Source organism: Bradyrhizobium vignae (assembly GCF_004114425.1).
GTDB classification, from domain to species: Bacteria; Pseudomonadota; Alphaproteobacteria; order Rhizobiales; family Xanthobacteraceae; genus Bradyrhizobium; species Bradyrhizobium vignae.
In genome coordinates this window covers 15,154-34,070 of record NZ_RDQF01000070.1, presented here as the reverse complement: position 1 = coordinate 34,070, position 18,917 = coordinate 15,154, and the positions used below count along the sequence as shown (strand labels likewise).

Genomic DNA, 18,917 nt, shown 5'->3' with positions numbered 1-18,917 from the left:
TGATGTGATCTCGCGCTTTGCGCGCATGCTGATCTTCCCTGCCATACCCGCCACCGAACTGATTCGGCAGCTCCGCCCCAGACACGACAGGGAAGTTGTCCGGTAACATTTTTACTGAGGCAATGCGCGAGGTGCTGCGCGTCGCTGCGCTGGCGCACGCGGCACAGGCCCAATCTCGACCATGCGGCCTCCGCAGATGGGGCATAAGTCGAGGCGGTGACCAAGGAGGATGGCGCAGCGCTCACGATAGTTGACAGCTTCGGCAGGCGGAGGTGGCTGCGGCGCCTCAAGCGCCGCTCGGATGCGCGCGAGTTTGGCGGCGCGGCAGGCGTTCGCCAGGAAACCAAAATGACGGATGCGGCGAAACCCCTTCGGCAATATGTGGAGCAGAAAGCGACGAAGGAACTCCTCAGTGTCGAGCGTCATCACTTTGGATTTGTTGCCAGCGCGATAATCCTTCCACCGGAAGCGGACGTGGCCCTCGTCACAGGTAAGGAGCCGGCCGTTGGCGATCGCAACGCGATGGGTGTAGCGCCCGAGATAGGCCAGAACCTGTTCTGGTCCGCCGAAGGGACGCTTGGCGTAGACGACCCACTCGACTTTGCGGAGGGCGTTTAGATGGCGGGCGAATGCCGCTGGCTCGACGAGGTGCGCGAGATGGCCGAAGAACTGGAGCTTGGTGCCATTGAACGCCGCCTGCAGGCGCTCCAGGAACAGCCGACGATACAATCGTGACAGGACGCGAACGGGAAGGAAGAAGCCGGGGCGACAATGAACCCAGCTTCCATCAGGGGCGATCCCGCCGCCTGGCACGAGGCAATGGGCATGCGGATGATGCGTTAGGGTCTGGCCCCAGGTATGGAGAATGGCGATCATCCCGGTCTCGGCACCGAGATGCTTCGGGTCGGCGCTGATGAGACGGATCGTCTCGGCTGCTGCCTTGAGCAGGATGTCGTAGACCACCGTCTTGTTCTGCAGCGCGATGGCGGCCACCGGCGCCGGCACGGTGAAGACGACATGGAAATAGGGGACCGGCAGCAGGTCGGCCTGGCGCTCGGCGAGCCATTGGGCGCGCGCGAGCGCTTGGCACTTTGGACAGTGCCGATCGCGACAGCTGTTATAGGCGACGCGGACCAGGCCGCAGTCGTCGCACCGCTCGACGTGGCCGCCGAGCGTCGCTGTGCGACACGCCTCGATGGCCGCCATCACACGGCGCTGATCGGAGGACAGCCGAGGCCCCTGCGCGGCACGGAACGCGCCGCCGTGGCGGCGGAGGATGTCCGCCACCTCGAGCACGGGGCGCATATGCGCAGCTCAGTTGGGTGGGATCACCCTAACGGAGAGTCCATCGAATGGGCTGGTCGTGCGGGCGAGCAGATTGGTCGCAACCTGAGCGTAGCGCGCGGTCGATCCCAGGTCGGCATGTCCGAGCAGAACTTGAATGATGCGAATGTCGATCCCGCTTTCCAGGAGATGGGTCGCAAACGAGTGCCGGAGCGTATGGACAGTAATCGGCTTGGCAAGCCGAGCGCGGCGGCGGGCGGCGCGGCAGGCCGCCTGGACGCAGCGGACGCTGACATGTTCACTTGGGTCTTGGCCTGGAAATAGCCACAGTCCCGGCCGGGCTCGCATCCAGTACGTACGTAGAATCTCCAGCAGTCGCGGAGAAAGCATCGCGTAACGATCCCTGCCGCCCTTGCCGTTCTCGATGTGGATCAACATTCGCTTGCTGTCGATCGAGCTCACCTTCAGGCGGACGACTTCACTAACCCGTAAGCCAGCCGCATAAGCCGTCGCCAGCACGACGCGATTGCGCACCCCTGTAACCGCGTCCAGGAAGCGCTCGATCTCTTCGGCACTAAGCACGAGCGGGAGCTTGTCGGGCTTCTGGCCACCGATGATCCGCTCGAATGCCTCCGTCTGCCCGAGTGTGACGCCGTAGAAGAACCGCAGCGCGCAGGCCACCTGATTGATGTGGGACCACGAACGCTTTTGACCGATGAGATGCAGTTGGTAGGCGCGGACCTGCTCGAAACTCAACCGGTCCGGGGCGTAGCCAAAATGGCGGCTAAACTTTGCGATCGCATAGATATAGGATTGTTGAGTCGACGGCGACAGATTGCGGACCGTCATGTCCTCGATCATGCGCTGCCGAAGAGGGCTCATCGTAGCCATCTGGGTCTCCTGTCTTGAGAGGGGTGGTGCGAAGACCAACATCCTCTCAGACAGGACACCTCAGTTCAGCAGGCTTGCCCCCACTCCCGCGTAGCGGGTTCGTTCAATCTCCGAGCGAATTCGTATCGGTACACCCGGGCGACTTCGTCGGAATCCGCACGTCGCGGGGCTGAACAAGGTAAGGGAGCATCCTTGAAGCTACATGCCTGCGCAGAACGAACCCAATCAAGTCGACAAATCAGGCCTTTGAGGTGGGGCACCGCGCCATGAACCCGCTGCGGCGCGCTTCCACCCCGCGTGGTGCGCGCACCAGAAGCGTGCCAGAAATCAACGCTTGCTTTTATGCGATCGGCCGCTCCCCGCGCTGGCAAAAATCCCTGTTCACAAGAAACTGAGGTTTGGGGGTAGGGCCTCTTAGCGCTCGTCCGCGATCACCTTGCCATCGTTGGGCAGCACGCCGGGGCTGACCAGCTCGACGGTGCCGCCGAGTTTCGTCACGGCGCGCAAGGTGCCTGCGATCTCTTCGCGTAGCGCCTCGCTCGCCGCCGCCGTTTCCGCTTTCAGCGTCATTGCGTCGGTCTCGCCCTCTCGTGTGACGACGAGGCGTAGTCTGCCGAGCGCGGAATGACGCTTGCCGATCTCGGCGATCTGCTCGGGACGGACGAACATGCCCTTGACCTTGGTGGTCTGGTCGGCGCGGCCCATCCAGCCCTTGATGCGCATATTGGTGCGCCCGCAGGGGCTCGTGCCGGGCAAGGCCGCGGTGAGATCGCCGAGCGCGAGCCGGATCCAGGGATGGTGCGGGTCGAGCGAGGTGACGACGATCTCGCCGACGTCGCCCGGCGCTACCGGATCTCCAGTACCGGGCTTGACGATCTCCAGGATCAGGTCCTCATTCACGACCATGCCTTCGCGCGCCTCGGTCTCGAACGCGACAATGCCGAGATCGGCGGTGCCGAAGGCCTGATAGGCGTCGATTCCGCGCGCCTTGATCTGTGCCTGGAGCGAAGGCGGGAAGGCCGCGCCCGAAACGAGCGCGCGCTTGATCGAGGAGACGTCGCGACCCGAGCTTGCGGCGGCGTCGAGCAGGATCTTCAGGAAGTCCGGCGTGCCGCTATAGCCGACCGGCCGGTAGGCCTCGATCAGCTCGAATTGTTGTTCCGTATTGCCGGGGCCAGCCGGGATCACCGCGCAGCCGAGCGCGCGCGCCGACGCATCGAAGATGAACCCCCCGGGGGTGAGATGGTAGCTGAAGGTATTGAGGACGATGTCATCGGGACGGAACCCGGCCGCGAACAGCGCCCTCGCGCCGCGCCAGGGATCGGCCTGCCGCCCTTCCGGCTCGAAGATCGGGCCGGGGGAGGTGAAGAGGCGCGCGAACGAGCCGGGAGCTCCCGCGACGAAGCCTCCGAAGGGCGCAGACGCCTTGTGCATGGCGGGCAGTTCCGACTTGCGCAACAGCGGCAGGCCTGCCAGAGCCGCCCTGGAGGTCACGGCGGCGGGATCGAATCCTTTGAGCCGCTCGGCATAGGCCGGGGCGGCCATGGCGGCTCGCAGCACTTCCGGGAGGCGGGCGAACAGGTCGGCCTCGCGCGCGGCTTGCTCACGCGTCTCGCGCGCGTCGTAATGGGCGGTCATGGCTATTTTTTCCGTGTTGGCATCCGTTGCGCGCCGCCACCGGCATGGCTATCAGACCGCCATTGGCGAGGCTTGAAGGGGACCCGATGGCGGACGAAGGAATCATTGCGGCGGACGAGGCGTCGAACGTCGTCGCGCGCCTGAAGCGCCGCATGATCGACGAGGCGCTGCCGCTGTGGTCGACGATCGGCTGGGATCACGCCGCGGGCGGCTTCATCGACCGGCTGCACCGCGATGGCGCAGCGGATGCGGCCGCGCCCCGGCGCGTGTTTGTGCAGGCCCGCCAGATCTGGTGCTACGCCAAGGCGGCACAGATGGGCTGGTATCCTGACGGACGCACCATCGCGCTGAAGGGGCTGGAGCATCTGCTGGGCAGAGCGAAATCGCCCGATGGCCGGCCCGGCTATGTGCACCGGCTGACGCCGGAAGGATCGGTGCTGGATGCCCGGCGCGATGCCTATGACCACGCATTCATCCTGTTTGCGCTCGCCAGCGTCTATGCGCTCGACCAGGATGCACAGGTCCGCGCCGAGATCGATGCGCTGCTCGCCTTCCTCGACGGCCATCTGCGCTCGCCGCATGGTGGCGTTCACGAAGGCCTTCCGGTCTCGCTGCCGCGCCGGCAGAACCCGCACATGCATCTGTTCGAGGCGATGATCGCGTGCTTCGAGGCGACCCACGATCTGTCGTTCCAGAACCGTGCCGGAGAATTCTTCGCACTGTTCCTGGCCAATCTCTACGACAAGCAGAAGCACGTGTTGTCGGAGTATTTCGAGGAGGACTGGTCGAAGATCGAGCCGGTCAGCGTCGAGCCGGGCCACCAGGCGGAATGGGTCTGGCTGCTGAAGGGATTTGAGCGCATGACGGGTTGTCCGACCGGGCAGCGGCGTGCGGAGCTGCTGGTGACCGCGCTGCGCTATTGCGACGGGGCGACGGGCTGCCTGATCGACGAGGGCGATGCGAGCGGCAACATCCGCCGCAGCACGCGCCGGCTGTGGCCGCAGACCGAGATCGCGAAGGCGTGGATCGCGCAAGCCGAGTCCGGCGAGGCGGGGGCGGCGGATGAGGCGCGCGCGGCGCTGGTGCGGCTCGAACGGCATTATCTCAGCCATCCCGTGAAGGGCGGCTGGTACGACCAGTTCGATCGCGACGGCAAATCGCTGATCGACACCATTCCTGCCTCTTCGTTCTATCATGTTCTCTGCGCAGTCACGGAAGCGGACCAGGTGCTGGGCTAGGCTCTTGCGGATCACAGCCACCGCTTGCGCCGCTTGAAGCTCTTGAGATTCTTGAAGCTCTTTCGCTGGTCGCCGGCGCCGCCGAGGTAGAATTCCTTGACATCCTCGTTGTCGCGCAATTCGTCGGCGCTGCCATCGAGCACGACCTTGCCTTGTTCCATGATGTAGCCGTGGCTTGCCACCGAGAGCGCAGCGCGTGCGTTCTGCTCGACCAAGAGGATGGTGACGCCGAGATCGCGGTTGATCTTCTGGATGATCGAGAACACTTCCTTGACCAGTAGCGGCGACAGGCCCATCGAAGGCTCGTCCATCAAAATCATCTTCGGGCGCGCCATCAGGGCGCGGCCGATCGCGAGCATCTGCTGCTCACCGCCGGAGAGATAGCCGGCAAGGCCAGTGCGCTCCTTCAGGCGCGGGAAGTAATTGAAGACCATCTCGAGATCGGCATCGATCTCGCGGTCCCTGCGGGTGAAGGCGCCGAGCTTGAGGTTCTCCAGCGACGTCATGTCGGCGACGATGCGCCGGCCCTCCATCACCTGGAAGATGCCGCGGCGGACGATCTTGTCGGGGTCGATGCCGTTGATCCGCTCGCCTTCGAACAGGATCTCGCCGCGCGTCACCTCGCCGTCTTCGGTCTTGAGCAGCCCCGAGATTGCCTTCAGCGTCGTCGACTTGCCGGCGCCGTTGGCCCCCAGCAGCGCCACGATCGCGCCCTTGGGCACGTCGAGGCTGAGGCCGCGCAGCACCAGGATGACGTCGTCATAGACGACCTCGATGTTGCGCACGGCGAGGAGGGGCGGTGCGGGCACGATGCTGGGGGAGGGACGCTCGATGGGAGCCGTTTCAGTCATGCTTGAATACTCTCTCGGTGTCGTCACGGCTCTAGCCCGTCATTCCGGGGCGGTCCGCAGGACCGAACCCGGAATCTCGAGGTTCCGGGTCCGATGCTTCGCATCGTCCCGGAACGACGGACGCACTAGGGCCTCACCACCCCAGCAATTCCGGCTTGCGCGGCAGCTCGACGGTCTTGACCTTCTCGAGCTTGATCGTCCCCTTGGCCATGAGGTCGTTGAGGTCGCCGTCGGTCGCGCCGGAGACCTTGGTGCGATAGAGATCGACCTTCAGCGTGCCGCGGTGGTCCTTGTCGGTCCAGGTCGAGGGATTGCAGACGCCTTCCATTCCGGCCGGCACCCAATCCTTCTTCTGGTAGAAGCCTTTGGCGACGTTCTCGCCGTTGGCGCCACCATTCTTGGCGGCCCAGTCGATCGCCTCCTTCATGTACAGCGCCGAGCAGACGGCCGCGACGTAGTGCACGGGACGATAGACTTTGCCGGTGGGGTCGGACATCTTCGAGATCTCCATCACCGTCTTCATGCCGGGCGCATCGCCGCCCCAGCTCACCGCCGTGCGCAGCGGGAAGATCACACCATTGGCGGCATCGCCGGCGGTCTTGGCGGCGTTCTCGTCCATACCCCAGACATTGCCGAGGAACTGGATATCGACGCCGGCGGTCTTGCAGGCCTTCATCACCGAGATGTTGGAGGCGGCGGTGTTGCCGAGATAGGCGTAGTTGGCGCCCGAGGACTTCAGGCTCAGGCACTGCGCACTGTAGTCACCGGGCGCGAGCGCAAACACCAGCGGCGGCAGCACCTCGAACCCGAGCTCCTGCGCCATGGCTTCACCGGCGGCCTTCGGTGCGTTCGGATAGGGATGGTTGGCTCCCATGTGCACGAATTTGGGCTTGCCGGGCTTGCCTTTGGCTTTCCAGTCCTCGGCTGCCCACATCAGCATCGCGCGCAGCGCGTCCGAATAGCTGGGGCCGTAGAAAAAATTGTAGGGGGCAGGCTTGGCCTTGCCGCTGACACCTTCGGGATCGGTGAGGGCGGCGGCATAGGAGCCGGACATGTCGGGGATCTTGTCCTGGGCGAGGAAGCCGGTCAGCGCCTCGGTGTCGGCGGTACCCCAGCCCATGATCGCCGCAACCTTGCTGTCCGGTGCCGACCACTTCTTGTAGAGCGCGATCGCGCGGGGCACCTGGTAGCCGTAATCGTTGGTGTCGAGGCTGACCTGCTTGCCGCCGATGCCGCCGTTCTTGTTGACCCAGGCGAAGGTGTCGGCGACGGCCTGGCCATACGGCGTGCCGACGTCAGAGGTGCCGCCGGAATAATCCGCGAGATGCCCGATCGCGATCTGCGCCTGTGCGCTTGCCGAGAATGCGGCGATCGCCAGCGCGAGCGATGCGGTGCTCAAAAAGGTCTTCATCGTCATGGGTCGGTTCCTCCTGTTTATTGTTTAACTGCGTTGCCCGCGCTCAATGCGAGAACGGGTAGAGTTTCCAGTACGCCTTGATCTGCCGCCAGCGATGCGCGAGGCCGTCGGGCTCGAACATCAGGAACGCGATGATGATCACCCCGATCGCGATCTCGCGCAGGAATGTGATGTTGTTGTTCAGCGACAGCGCTTTGTCGATCGCGCCACCCTTCAAATACAGGCTGAGGAATTCCATCGACTCCGGCAGCAGCACCACGAAGGCGGTGCCCATCAGCGTGCCCATGATCGAACCGGTGCCGCCGATGATGATCATGGCCAGGAACAGGATCGAGCGCTCGATGCCGAAACCCTCCTGGGAGACCACGAGCTGATAGTGCGCGTAGAGCGCGCCGGCGATGCCGGCGAAGAAGGCGGCGAGGCCAAACGACAGCGTGCGGTACTTGGTGAGATTGATGCCCATGATCTCGGCTGAGAGATAATGGTCGCGTATGGCCACCAGCGCGCGGCCGTCGCGCGTGCGCATCAGGTTGGTGACGAGGATGTAGCTCGCGAGCACATAGGCCAGCACGACGTAGAAATACTGTCTGTCACCCCGCAGCGTGTAGCCGAAGATCGAAAACGGTTCGGCGCTCGCCGGCACCGATCCGCCGGAAAACCATTCGGCGCGGGAGAAGAAGTCGAGGAGGATGTATTGTGCTGCAAGGGTCGCGATGACCAGGTAAAGACCTTTCAGCCGCGCCGCGGGGATACCGAAGATCAGCCCGACCAGCGCGGTGATGACGCCGGCAAGGGGAATCGCGAAGAATACCGGGATCGGGGCGTTGTTGGAGATGTAGGCCGAGGTGAAGGCGCCGAGCAGAAAGAAAGCGGCGTGCCCGATCGAAATCTGGCCGGTGAAGCCGACCAGGATGTTGAGACCGAGCGCCGCGATCGAGAAGATGCCGATCTGGATCAAAATGCTCAGCCAGTAGCCGCTGAAGAATTGCGGCGCGAGGCAGAGCAGCAGAACGCCGGCGATGGCGAAGTTGCGGCTGGTCGTGGTCGGGAAGATCGTGGTGTCCGCCGCATAGGAGGTGCGGAAATCACCAGCAGGGATGAGGGCAGGGCCGGCCATGGGTCAGATCCGCTCGATGTCGTGGGTGCCGAACAGGCCGTAAGGCTTGATCATCAGCACTATGATAAGGACGTAAAACGGCGCGATCTCGTAGAGATTGCCCCAGTGCAGGTACTGGCTGTCGATATATTGGGCGACATTCTCGAGCAGTCCGATGATGATGCCGCCGAGTACGGCGCCGCCGACGGAATCGAGCCCGCCGAGGATCGCCGCCGGAAATACCTTGATGCCGTACGCGGCAAGGCCCGAGGACACGCCGTTCACGACCGCAACGACGACCCCGGCGACGGCCGACACCGTCGCCGAGATCGCCCAAGCCATCGCGAACACGCTCTTCACGGAGATGCCGAGCGACTGCGCGACCTGTTGGTTGAACGCGGTGGCGCGCATGGCGAGGCCGTATTTCGAGGCGCGGAAGAACCAGGCCATGCCGATCATCATGGCGACGGACACCACAAGACTCATGACATAGACGGTCTGGATCTGGAGACCGAACAGGTTGACCGACTGGCTCTCGAATACGCGCGGGAACGGTTGCGGGTTGACTCCGAACATCCACTTCAGCGCCGCCTGGAGCACGGTGGACAAGCCGATCGTCACCATGATCACGGAGATGATGGGCTCGCCGATCATCGGCCGCAGGATCAGGACCTGGACCGCGATGCCGAACACGAACATGAACACCAGCGTGATCGGCATGCCGATCCAGAATGGCACCTGGTATTTGGCGAGCAATGCCCAGCACACCCAGGCGCCGACCAGTAGCAGCTCGCCTTGCGCGAAATTGACGACCTGGGTCGCTTTGTAGATCAGCACGAACGACATCGCGACCACGCCATAGAGCGTACCGACCACGAGGCCGTTGACCAGAAGCTGGATGAGAAAGGCGGTGTTCATGTCGCGGCCCGCGCAAAATGCAAAAGCGATGACGGTGTACCCTCTCCCCTCGCGGGAGAGGGTGGCTTCGCGAAGCGAAGACAGGTGAGGGGGTGTCTCGGCCGGGGAGGCGTGGAGAGAGCACCCCTCACCCGAGTGAGGCCGCGGCTCCCGGCGGAGACGCCCTCTCCCACAAGGGGAGAGGGCGCAGCAATCCGAATCACGCTCGTGATTGAAACGAAGTTCACTCCGCAGCCTCCGCCATGTGCCTCTGTCCGCCCAGATCCACGACGCGCAGCGTCGTTCGCACGCGCTGCGTGGTGCCGTCCTGGAAGCGGATCACGGTATCGACGGGGATGTCGGAAACGCCGCGGTAGATCGCGTCGATGATGCCTTCGTACTTCTCGTTGATGACGCCGCGGCGGACCTTTCTCGTGCGGGTAAGCTCGCCATCGTCGGCATCGAGCTCCTTGTAGAGCAGAAGGAAGCGCGAGATGCGCTGGGCCGGCGGCAGCGTGGCGTTGACGGTCTCGACCTCCTTCTGCAGCAGCGCATAGACTTCGGGCCGCGAGGCGAGGTCGCTGTAGGTGGTGAAGGAGAGGCGGTTCTTCTCCGCCCATTTCGAGATGATGGAATAGCGGATGCAGATCATCGCCGCGAGCGCGTCGCGGCCGGCGCCCAGCACCACGGCTTCCGCGATATACGGCGAGAACTTCAGCTTGTTCTCGATGAACTGCGGGGAGAAGCGCTCGCCGCGCGAGGTCTCGGCGAGGTCCTTGATGCGGTCGATCACAACGAGCTGCCCGTCGCCGTTGAAATAGCCGGCATCGCCCGAGCACATCCAGCCGTCCTTGATGTCGGCGACGCTGGCCTCGGGATTCTTGTAATAGCCGAGGAACATGTTGGGATGGCGCACCACGATCTCACCGACGCCGTGGACGTCGGCATTGTCGATGCGGATTTCGACGCTGTCGGCCATCGGCACGCCAGTGGTGTCAGGGTCGACCTTGCCCTCGGGGTGCAGCGTGTAGGCGCCCAAGAGCTCGGTCTGGCCGTAGAGCGTGCGCAGCGGCACGCCCATGGCCTGGAAGAACTTGAACGTATCGGGGCCGAGCGCCGCACCGCCGGTCGCGGCCGACCGCAGGCGGGTAAAGCCGAGGCGATCGCGCAGCGCGCGGAACAGGATCGCGTCGGCAAAGCCGGAGCGCTTGCCCTGTTCGAGTGCGGCGAGCCCGCTCTTCATGCCGACATCGAACAGCCGCTGCTTGAAGGGCGTTGCATCCATCACCTTGGCGCGGACGTCGGCGGCAATGGATTCCCAGACGCGGGGTGCGAACAGCACGAAGGTCGGCGCGATCTCGCGCAGATCGTTCATCATCGTGTCCGGCTCTTCGACGAAGTTGATCTTCATCCGGCACAAGAGGCCTTTGCCGAGCACGTAGACCTGCTCCATGATCCAGGGCAGCGGCAGCACCGAGACGTATTCGTCGTCCGGTCCCTTCGGATCGAAGGCGAGATAGGTCGCGCAATGGCCGAGCACGCGGCCGGCTGCGAGCATCGCAAGTTTGGGATGCGAGGTGGTGCCCGATGTCGTGCAGAGGATCGCGACGTCCTCTCCCTTGGTAGCATCGACCAGCCTGTCGTAAAGCTCCGGTTCGCGCGCTGCACGGGCCCGGCCGAGCTCAGCAAATTTCTCGGCCGACATCAGCCTGGGATCGTCGTATTTCCGCATCCCGCGCGGATCGGAATAGATGATGTGCTTCAGCTTCGGCACGCGCTCGGCGAGGGTGAGCAGCTTGTCGACCTGCTCCTCGTCCTCGGCGAAGACCAGCTGTGCTTCACCATAATTCAGCAGATAGGAGGCCTCTTCATCCAGCACGTCGCGATAGAGCCCGAGGCTGAGGCCGCCGATCGCATGCGTTGCGACTTCCGCCGCGACCCAGTCCGGCCGGTTGTCGCCGATGATGCCGATGACGTCACCGCGACCAAGGCCGAGCTCGACCAGGCCAAGCGCGAAATCGCGCACCCGTGCCTGGTAGTCGTTCCAGGTGAAGATGCGCCACAGCCCGAGATCCTTCTCGCGCAGTGCGATGTCGTTGCCGTGCTCCCTGGCATTGAGCCGGAGCATCTTCGGGTAGGTGTCGGCCTGCGCGACGCGACCCGCATAATCCATCATGCCGCGCTCTCCTGCGCCTGAGGAGCATCGTCGGGATCGATCAGCACCTCGTCCTCTTCGCCGAGATAGGCGCGCTTGACGTGCGGATCGGCGAGCACGGTCGCCGGATCGCCCTCGGCGATCTTCTTGCCGAAATCAAGCACCATGACGCGATGGGAGATGTCCATCACCACGCCCATGTCGTGCTCGATCATCACCACCGTCATCCCGAACTCCTCGTTGAGGTCGACGATGTAGCGGGCCATGTCCTCCTTCTCCTCGAAGTTCATGCCGGCCATGGGCTCGTCGAGAAGAATGAGGCGCGGCTCCAGCGCCATGGCGCGGGCGAGCTCGACGCGCTTGCGCAGGCCGTAGGAGAGGGTGCCCGCAGTCGCCTTCCGCACCGACTGCAGATCGAGGAAGTCGATGATCTCCTCGACCTTGCGACGGTGCTCGAGCTCCTCCCTGCGCGCGCCGGTGAGCCAGTACAGCGAGCCCGTGAGAAAGTTGTTCTTCAAGAGGTGATGGCGGCCGACCATGATGTTGTCGAGCACGCTCATATGGTGGAACAGCGCCAGGTTCTGGAAGGTGCGGCCGATGCCGAGCGAAGCGCGTGCATTCGGCGTCAAACCGGTGATGTCGCGGCCCTGATAGAACAGCTGGCCTTCGGTCGGCTTGTAGCGGCCGGAAATACAGTTCACGATCGAGGTCTTGCCGGCGCCGTTGGGACCGATGATCGAGAACAGCTCGCCTTCCCTGATGGCGAAGCCGACATCGGTCAGCGCTCTGACGCCGCCGAATCGCAAGGACACGCCGCGCACTTCGAGACTGGTAGCCACCAACGAATCCCTCCCGGTCATGGCGCATTTTAGCGGCGCTCTTCGTCCGTTCTGTCGGGCGATCCTAGTACGGCGGTCGCGGTGAGGCCATGCAACAGATGGTCTCGACCGGAGCCGCACCGCTCTCGATCCCCGATTGGGATCAAAAGCCGCATCGCCCGAGGTGGTCCTCAATAGGGGAAAGCGCTATTTTGAAATGTCTCCCGGCTGACAATTCTGCGACAAAGTTTTTCGGGCGGCAGCGGCTTTCATCTTTGGTCGAATGGCGATCGAAACCATCATGTTGCACTGCAACAGAAGGCGGAGTGACGAAACGGTGCGGCTGGCCGCGAGATCATGATTTCAGAAGATCATCTGAAGCGCGTCGCCGCCTGGTCGCGGGAGCTCACACAAGCGGAGATCGAGGTCGCGCGTGCCGGAATCACGGAGCGGTCCTACGGCACCGGCGAGAGCGTGTTCATGCGCGGCGATATTTTTGCCTATTGGGCCGGCATGGTGAGCGGCCTTGCCCGTATGGGCGGGGTCTCGCGCGACGGCAAGGAGACCAGCCTTGCCGGGCTGACGGCGGGGGCCTGGTTCGGCGAGGGCAGCGTGCTCAAGAACGAGCCGCGCCGTTATGACGTTGTCGCGCTGCGCGACAGCCGCGTCGCACTAATGGAACGCAGCGCCTTCATGTGGCTGTTCGAGAACAGCGTCGGCTTCAACCGCTTCCTGGTGCGCCAGCTCAACGAGCGGCTCGGCCAGTTCATCGGTATGCTCGAGGTCAACCGGACGCTCGATGCCACCGCGCGCCTCGCCCGCAGCATCGCTTCGCTGTTCAATCCGATCCTCTATCCGGAATCGACCGCGCACCTGGAGATCACCCAGGAGGAGATCGGCGCACTCTCCGGCATGTCCCGCCAGAATGCGAACCGCGCGCTGAACCGACTGGAGAAGGAGGGGCTGCTGCGGCTGGAATATGGCGGCGTCACCATCCTCGATATCGAGCGGCTGCGCGGGTACGGGGATTAGTGCGGATATTCGTCACCGCGCATTGGCGGGGGCATGTACTGGCCAGAGGTCGGCGCGCCAGCGCAACGCGATCGCCATCATCGCGACGAACCCTGCGACCGCATAGAGCGACCCCGTCGCGGAATAGCCGATGATGTCGATCAGGCTGCCGGCTGCGAGCAGCCCGATCGGCAAGCCGTAGATCACCATCATGCGCACCCCCATGACGCGGCCGCGCAGATGTGCGCTCGCGGTGCGCATCAGGATCACGGCAGCCGAGATCATCGACATGCTCTGGGCGATGCCGGCGAGAACGAGGCAGGCCATGGCCACCGGTAAGGCCCTGATCTCGACGAACACCAGCAGCATGGCGTACCAGGCCAGCGTCGCGCCGATCAGAAGCCGGGCAATGCGCACGCCACTGACCAGGCTTAGCGTGATGGAGCCGATCAGAGAGCCAACGGCGAAACTCGCCGAGAGATAACCAAGGCCGGTCTGGTCGGTATGAAAGATCTCCCGCGCGATGTAGGGCAACAATCCGCCCGTGAAGGGAAATGCGGTAAGATTGGCCAGGAACGCGACGCACAGCGCCGCGCGCATTCCCGGGCCATTCCAGGCATAGACGATGCCTTCCTTCAAATCGCCCAGCAATCTCGAAACGGCGTCACTGTCCGCCGGGAGATCGCTCGTGGTGACAGGCCTTTTCGGCCGTGTCAGGCAGAGCATCAGAAGCGCAGCCGCGAGGTAGAGACCGGCGATCGCCACATACACGAGGCCAATGCCAAGAAGCGCGAACAGCCCGGCGCCCGTCAGTGCTCCGGCGATGCGGGCGCTGTCCTGGGTTGTGCGCGCAACGCTGATGGCGCCCACCAGTTGCTCGGGCGGCATGATCTCGGCGAGCAGCGCGCCCCGGACGCCGAGATCGGAGGGACGAATCAGGCCCATGATCGCGACGATCACCATGACGCTGAGCGGGGACAAATGACCGCTCAGCGCCAGGACCATGATGGTCGAAGAGAGTGCCGTATAGGCGAGACGCATCACGACCAGGAGATCGCGATGACCCATGCGATCGCCGATCATGCCGAACACGGGCGCGACCAGTGTTCCGACGAACTGGAGTGAAGCGAGCACGGTGAGCAGCAGCACCGAGCCGGTCTCTACGATGATGTACCAGCCGAGCACCAGCGTCTCGACCTCGAAGGCCCAGGAGGTGAGCAGGTCGGACGGCCACTGGAAGCGATAGTTGCGGATGCGAAATGGCGCGAGCGCGGAAGGTCCTGCGGATGTGCTCAAGATGCGACGACGGGTTTCACGGCGATTCCCTGCCCTTATTCATTTGTTCTTCTGTTTGGGAGGGTAGCCCCGGCGATCGCCCTGTCAATTGCCGCTACCGCATGCCACCATGCTTTGCCGACGACGTGCGGTGCGCCAGAGCGCCCGCAGCATTGCTTCGCCGCCCATACTGAGATGTAGGTTGCCGCCGCTTGCTCTTCCGGCGCGCAAAGCCCATGCTGGTCTGCATCCTGGGACCCATTTGGTAGGGCCAGCAGATTGCGCCATCGCGGCTTCCGCGAGGTCTTGAGCCATGAACTGCTCGGGTTGTGGTTTCGAGGTTCAGAGCGGCTTTGCCTTCTGCCCGAAGTGCGGCATGAAGCAGCCGAACGCGTGCCCCGGCTGCGGCTTTCCATGCGCACCGGATTTTGTCTACTGCCCGAAATGCGGCTCCCTCGTCAGCGGGTCCAGCAATGACGGCGGACAGGCATCGGCGCAGACGAGCCCGGCGACACTCAGATCGTCTTCGCCACCGCTCCTGCAGGCGGCTCAAGGCGAATTTCGACCGCCGTCGGACAATGTCGATAGCGAAGCAAACCGCCGCACCATCACCGTGCTGTTTGCCGACCTCAGCGGCTTCACTGCGATGAGCGAGCGGCTCGACCCAGAGGTCATGCAGACGCTTCAGAACCAGTTGTTCGAGGAGCTGACGGCCGCGGTGCAGAGCTTCGGCGGCTTCGTGGACAAGTTCATCGGCGATGCGATGCTCGCGCTGTTTGGTGCGCCGGCTGCGCACGAGGACGACCCCGAGCGGGCGGTCCGCGCTGCCCTCGACATGATCAGCCGAACAGCGCGCCTCAGCGAGCGCGCGAGGGCCTACGCCGGTTCACCGTTGCAGCTCCATGTCGGCATCAACACCGGCCATGTCGTCGCGGGTGGGTTAGGCGTGGGCGTTGCCAAATCCTATTCGGTGACCGGCGATACCGTGAATACGGCGCAGCGATTGCAGTCGATGGCGTCTCCGGACGAGGTGCTGGTCGGGCCGTTGACCCACCGTCTGACGCGACATGCGTTCTCCTATGACTCGCTCGGCGAGATCTCGCTCAAGGGCAAGATGGGCGGCGTGCTGGTCCATCGTCTAAAGGGACCGCTCGATACGCCCCGCACGGCACGTGGCCTCGACACGCTGGGGCTCGATGCACCACTGATCGGGCGCGACGCCGAGCTTGCGCGCGTGATCGGCAGCCTTGATCGCGCCTGCGGCGGTGCGGCTCAACTGGTACGGCTGGTTGGCGAAGCGGGCATCGGGAAAACGCGGCTGGTGAACGAATTCGTCGCCCGTATCCGCGATGAGGATCGCTTCGCAGGCGTAGCGATCCGACAGGCGGTTTGCTCGCCGCTCGGCGAACAATCCTACGGAGCACTCGCCGCCGTGCTGCGTAGCGCCTATGGCATCGCAAAGAAGGCCGGCGCCGCAGAGGCAGAGACGAAGGTTGCAGAAGCGCTATTGGAGCTTGGCCTCGCGGCCGAGGAGGCCGATCGCCTGATGCCTCTCTACTTGCACGTTCTTGGCCTTGGCGATCCCAACGCTGTGCTCAGGCATGTCGAACCGGAACAGCTCCGGCGGCAGATCTTTTTCGCGATCCGTACCATCTTCGAACGCCGCCTCGGCTTGTCGCCACTTCTGATCATCGTCGAGGATCTGCATTGGGCCGACGCGGTGTCGCTTGAAGCGTTGCGGTTCCTGATGGACCGGCTGGAGCGGACACGGCTGATGCTGCTGTTTACACATCGGCCGGTGCAGGTGGATCAGTTCGGTTCGAGCAGGATCAGTCACACGACCATTCGGCTGTCTCCGCTTGACGATGCTGACGGACGAAGGCTGCTTTCGGCGTATTTCAGTCATGGCTGGCGGGAACCGCCGGGACGTTTGTTCACCCGAATCCTCGATCGCGCAGGCGGCAATCCGCTTTTCCTTGAGGAGATCATCCGCGGCCTCATCGAAGGCGGGGCCCTGGAGCGTGATGGCACGCAGTGGCGGTTGAAATCGGATGAAGCCGCCGCCGATATCCCAGCAAGCATACAGGCGTTGTTGCTGGCGCGCCTCGACCGCTTGCCGCATCAGGTGCGCCAGGTGGCCCAGGAGGCTGCGGTGATCGGTCCGCGCTTTGATGCGTCTGTTTTAGGTGCGGCGGCAAACGAGCCGGCAAGGGTCGAGGCAGCGCTCGAACTTCTGTGCGACGCCGAGATCATCGAGGAGGTCGCGGGCTCGAACTCGATGTCGCTGCGGACCTATCGCTTCACCCAGACCATGCTTCAGGACGTGATCTATCAAAATCTGCTTTTGCAGCGTCGGGTCGAACTCCATGGACGGATTGGTGCCGCGCTGGAGCGGCTCTATGGCAAAGAACCCGAGCAGCTCGAAGATCTCATATTGCTCGGACATCACTTCAGTCTGAGCGCGAGCAAGTCGAGAGGCGCGCGCTATTTACGCGCGGCCGGCGATCGCGCACGTGCGAGCTATGCCAACGACGATGCCCTCCGTTTCTATCAGCAATCCCTCGCCGTGCTGTCGACCTCCGGCGAACAGGAGCCGGAACGCCTGATCCTATACGAGCGCGTCGCGGACCTCTGTTGCGTGACTGGCCGCCGAAGCACCGCAGAGGAGCACTATCAGAGTGCGCTGGAGGAACACCGCACGGCAGGGGACCGCATCGGCGAGGCGCGCATTCTTCGCAAGCTCGGTCGATTGTTGTGGGACGCCGGCAAGCGCGTCAAGGCAGAGATGCATTATGCCGAGGCCGCTGAACGGCTTGGCGGGACCGACGCGCCGATCGAGTGGGCACACCTCCTGGAGTGGGCTCATCTCCAGCAAGAGCGCGGCCGTCTTGCGTTCCGTGTGGGCGATCACGTCGGCGCCGCGCGGTGGGCGGACGACGCGCTCGGCTACGCGCAATCGGTGCCGACCGATGCGGACGAGCAAGCCGGGTTCGAGGCGGCGGGCGCTATTGCGGAGGCGCTCAACACCAAGGGAGTTGCGCTGGCGCGGCTTGGGCGACACCAGGAGGCGGTGAAAGAGGTGGAGCAAAGTGTCGCGGCCGCCGAGGCCGCTGGCCTCCTCAACGTGGCGTGCCGCGGCTACACCAATCTTGGCGTGCTCTACACGATCATCGACCCGGCGCAAGCCATGGCGGTTTGCCGACGTGGCCTCGATGTCGCCAATCGTATCGGCGATCTCGGCTTCCAGGCGCGCCTTCTTGCCAATCTTGCCGTTGCCTGTTGCACCTTCACGGACAGATGTACCGAGGAGGGGGTGCCGGCTGCCGAAAAGGCGATCGAGATCGACCGCGCGCTCGATCAGCGCGAGCATCTCCCGGTACCCCTGATCGTGCTCGGGCAAATCCATCAGTGCCATTTCCGCCCCGACATGGCCGCGCGCTGCTACAAGGAGGCCATCGAGGTGGCGAGCGAGACCGGCGAGCCGCAGCAGCTGTTTCCATGCTATGATGGTCTTGCGACGCTGAACCTTGATCGAGGCGACATGCCCGAGGCGGAGCGATATTTCGCGCTTGCCCACGATGTCTGCGCCCGGCACGGGCTCGATCCCGCAGGGCTGATCGTACTGCCGTTCCTTGACTAGCCAATGTGAGGGAGTTCAACCATGTCCGAAAGTCATGTTGGTGGACCACTTCAGCCGGGTGATCGCGCACCGAACATCGTCCTGGAGGCCATCACACGCGAAGGAAAGATCGCGCTCGAGGATTATCGCGGGCATAGCCCGATACTCGTCGGCCTGTTTCGCGGCCTGCACTGCCCATTCTGCCGGCGCCATATCGCGGCGCAAGCGCAGCTTGATGGCGTGCTGCGCGGGAAGGGGATCGAAAGTCTCACGGTCGTCAACACACCGATCGACCGGGCGCGGCTCTATTTCCGCTATCATCCATTGCCCAATCTGCTGGCCGCGTCCGACCCTGATCGGGTCTCGCACCGCGCATTTGGCCTGCCCAATCTCGAATTCACGGAGAACGAAACCGAGTGGCCACGCAAGGTCGGCATGGACGTGGTCATGAGCATGCAAGTGGACATGCCCGGCGAATTGCCCAGCCCGATGAACCGGCCGGCAGCCGCGGAGTACCTCAACAAGAAGGACGGTTACGAGATGACCGAAGCCGACCAGCGCATGGCGGCAACCGGCACGGGGCAGCTGTTTGGCCAGTTCCTGCTCGACCGGGAAGGGATCGTGCGCTGGACGTTCACCGAGGTTCCGAATGGCGGCCAGCGCATGTTCGGAGCGCCGAGCCCGCAGGAGTTGCTGTCGGCCGCCTCGCAGGTGGCTGGCTAGGCAT

14 protein-coding genes are annotated in these 18,917 nt (G+C 63.9%); 4 read left to right on the top strand and 10 right to left on the bottom strand.

All coding sequences use genetic code 11. From position 1 onward, the window contains the following. Positions 1 to 111 precede the first annotated feature (111 nt). The 3 genes from EAV90_RS34755 to EAV90_RS34745 all read right to left on the bottom strand — a co-directional run bounded on the left by EAV90_RS34755 (position 112) and on the right by EAV90_RS34745 (position 3,813). On the bottom strand, positions 112 to 1,305 hold the full coding sequence (locus EAV90_RS34755) for an IS91 family transposase (protein WP_129145993.1): 1,194 nt from the start codon (positions 1,303 to 1,305) through the stop codon (positions 112 to 114). Positions 1,306 to 1,314: 9 nt separating this feature from the next. Beyond that, on the bottom strand, positions 1,315 to 2,175 hold the full coding sequence (locus EAV90_RS34750) for a tyrosine-type recombinase/integrase (RefSeq protein WP_162500198.1): 861 nt from the start codon (positions 2,173 to 2,175) through the stop codon (positions 1,315 to 1,317). A gap of 414 nt (positions 2,176 to 2,589) precedes the next feature. Continuing rightward, positions 2,590 to 3,813 carry a phenylacetate--CoA ligase family protein gene (locus tag EAV90_RS34745; RefSeq protein WP_129145992.1) on the bottom strand — a complete coding sequence of 408 codons (1,224 nt, stop codon included), beginning with the start codon at positions 3,811 to 3,813 and terminating at the stop codon, positions 2,590 to 2,592. Between the two features lie 86 nt (positions 3,814 to 3,899). Between EAV90_RS34745 and EAV90_RS34740 the strand changes: the two genes are divergently transcribed. Then, complete coding sequence (locus tag EAV90_RS34740) at positions 3,900 to 5,051, top strand: AGE family epimerase/isomerase (protein WP_129145991.1); 1,152 nt, start codon at positions 3,900 to 3,902, stop codon at positions 5,049 to 5,051. A gap of 11 nt (positions 5,052 to 5,062) precedes the next feature. Here EAV90_RS34740 and EAV90_RS34735 read toward each other — a convergent pair whose 3' ends face one another. From EAV90_RS34735 to EAV90_RS34710, 6 genes are all read right to left on the bottom strand, one after another. Beyond that, positions 5,063 to 5,902 (bottom strand): ABC transporter ATP-binding protein, encoded by an 840-nt coding sequence (locus EAV90_RS34735; protein WP_122402325.1) that lies wholly within the window; start codon positions 5,900 to 5,902, stop codon positions 5,063 to 5,065. 133 nt (positions 5,903 to 6,035) lie between these two features. Then, positions 6,036 to 7,319 carry an ABC transporter substrate-binding protein gene (locus tag EAV90_RS34730; RefSeq protein ID WP_129145990.1) on the bottom strand — a complete coding sequence of 428 codons (1,284 nt, stop codon included), beginning with the start codon at positions 7,317 to 7,319 and terminating at the stop codon, positions 6,036 to 6,038. A 43-nt stretch (positions 7,320 to 7,362) separates the two neighbouring features. Beyond that, positions 7,363 to 8,436, bottom strand: a complete 1,074-nt coding sequence (locus EAV90_RS34725) for a branched-chain amino acid ABC transporter permease (RefSeq protein ID WP_122402327.1) — start codon at positions 8,434 to 8,436, stop codon at positions 7,363 to 7,365. A gap of 3 nt (positions 8,437 to 8,439) precedes the next feature. Beyond that, positions 8,440 to 9,333, bottom strand: a complete 894-nt coding sequence (locus tag EAV90_RS34720; RefSeq protein ID WP_129145989.1) for a branched-chain amino acid ABC transporter permease — start codon at positions 9,331 to 9,333, stop codon at positions 8,440 to 8,442. Positions 9,334 to 9,556: 223 nt separating this feature from the next. Next, positions 9,557 to 11,488 carry a long-chain fatty acid--CoA ligase gene (locus EAV90_RS34715; protein ID WP_122402329.1) on the bottom strand — a complete coding sequence of 644 codons (1,932 nt, stop codon included), beginning with the start codon at positions 11,486 to 11,488 and terminating at the stop codon, positions 9,557 to 9,559. Then, a complete protein-coding gene (locus EAV90_RS34710) occupies positions 11,485 to 12,327 on the bottom strand; it encodes an ABC transporter ATP-binding protein (RefSeq protein WP_407119707.1) in 843 nt (280 codons plus the stop codon). The genes EAV90_RS34715 and EAV90_RS34710 overlap by 4 nt, the downstream gene beginning before the upstream one ends. Positions 12,328 to 12,642: 315 nt before the next feature. Between EAV90_RS34710 and EAV90_RS34705 the strand changes: the two genes are divergently transcribed. Further along, a complete protein-coding gene (locus EAV90_RS34705; protein ID WP_122402330.1) occupies positions 12,643 to 13,317 on the top strand; it encodes a Crp/Fnr family transcriptional regulator in 675 nt (224 codons plus the stop codon). A gap of 12 nt (positions 13,318 to 13,329) precedes the next feature. Here EAV90_RS34705 and EAV90_RS34700 read toward each other — a convergent pair whose 3' ends face one another. Beyond that, on the bottom strand, positions 13,330 to 14,592 hold the full coding sequence (locus EAV90_RS34700; RefSeq protein WP_129145987.1) for an MFS transporter: 1,263 nt from the start codon (positions 14,590 to 14,592) through the stop codon (positions 13,330 to 13,332). A gap of 292 nt (positions 14,593 to 14,884) precedes the next feature. Here EAV90_RS34700 and EAV90_RS34690 point away from each other — a divergent pair, with 292 nt between their 5' ends. Both EAV90_RS34690 and EAV90_RS34685 read left to right on the top strand, forming a co-directional pair. Beyond that, the gene (locus EAV90_RS34690) at positions 14,885 to 18,211 is read left to right on the top strand and encodes an adenylate/guanylate cyclase domain-containing protein (RefSeq protein ID WP_129145986.1); all 3,327 of its coding nucleotides are present in this window, start codon (positions 14,885 to 14,887) and stop codon (positions 18,209 to 18,211) included. Positions 18,212 to 18,232: 21 nt separating this feature from the next. Next, the gene (locus EAV90_RS34685; protein ID WP_122402333.1) at positions 18,233 to 18,913 is read left to right on the top strand and encodes a redoxin domain-containing protein; all 681 of its coding nucleotides are present in this window, start codon (positions 18,233 to 18,235) and stop codon (positions 18,911 to 18,913) included. The last annotated feature ends 4 nt before the right edge of the window (positions 18,914 to 18,917 follow it).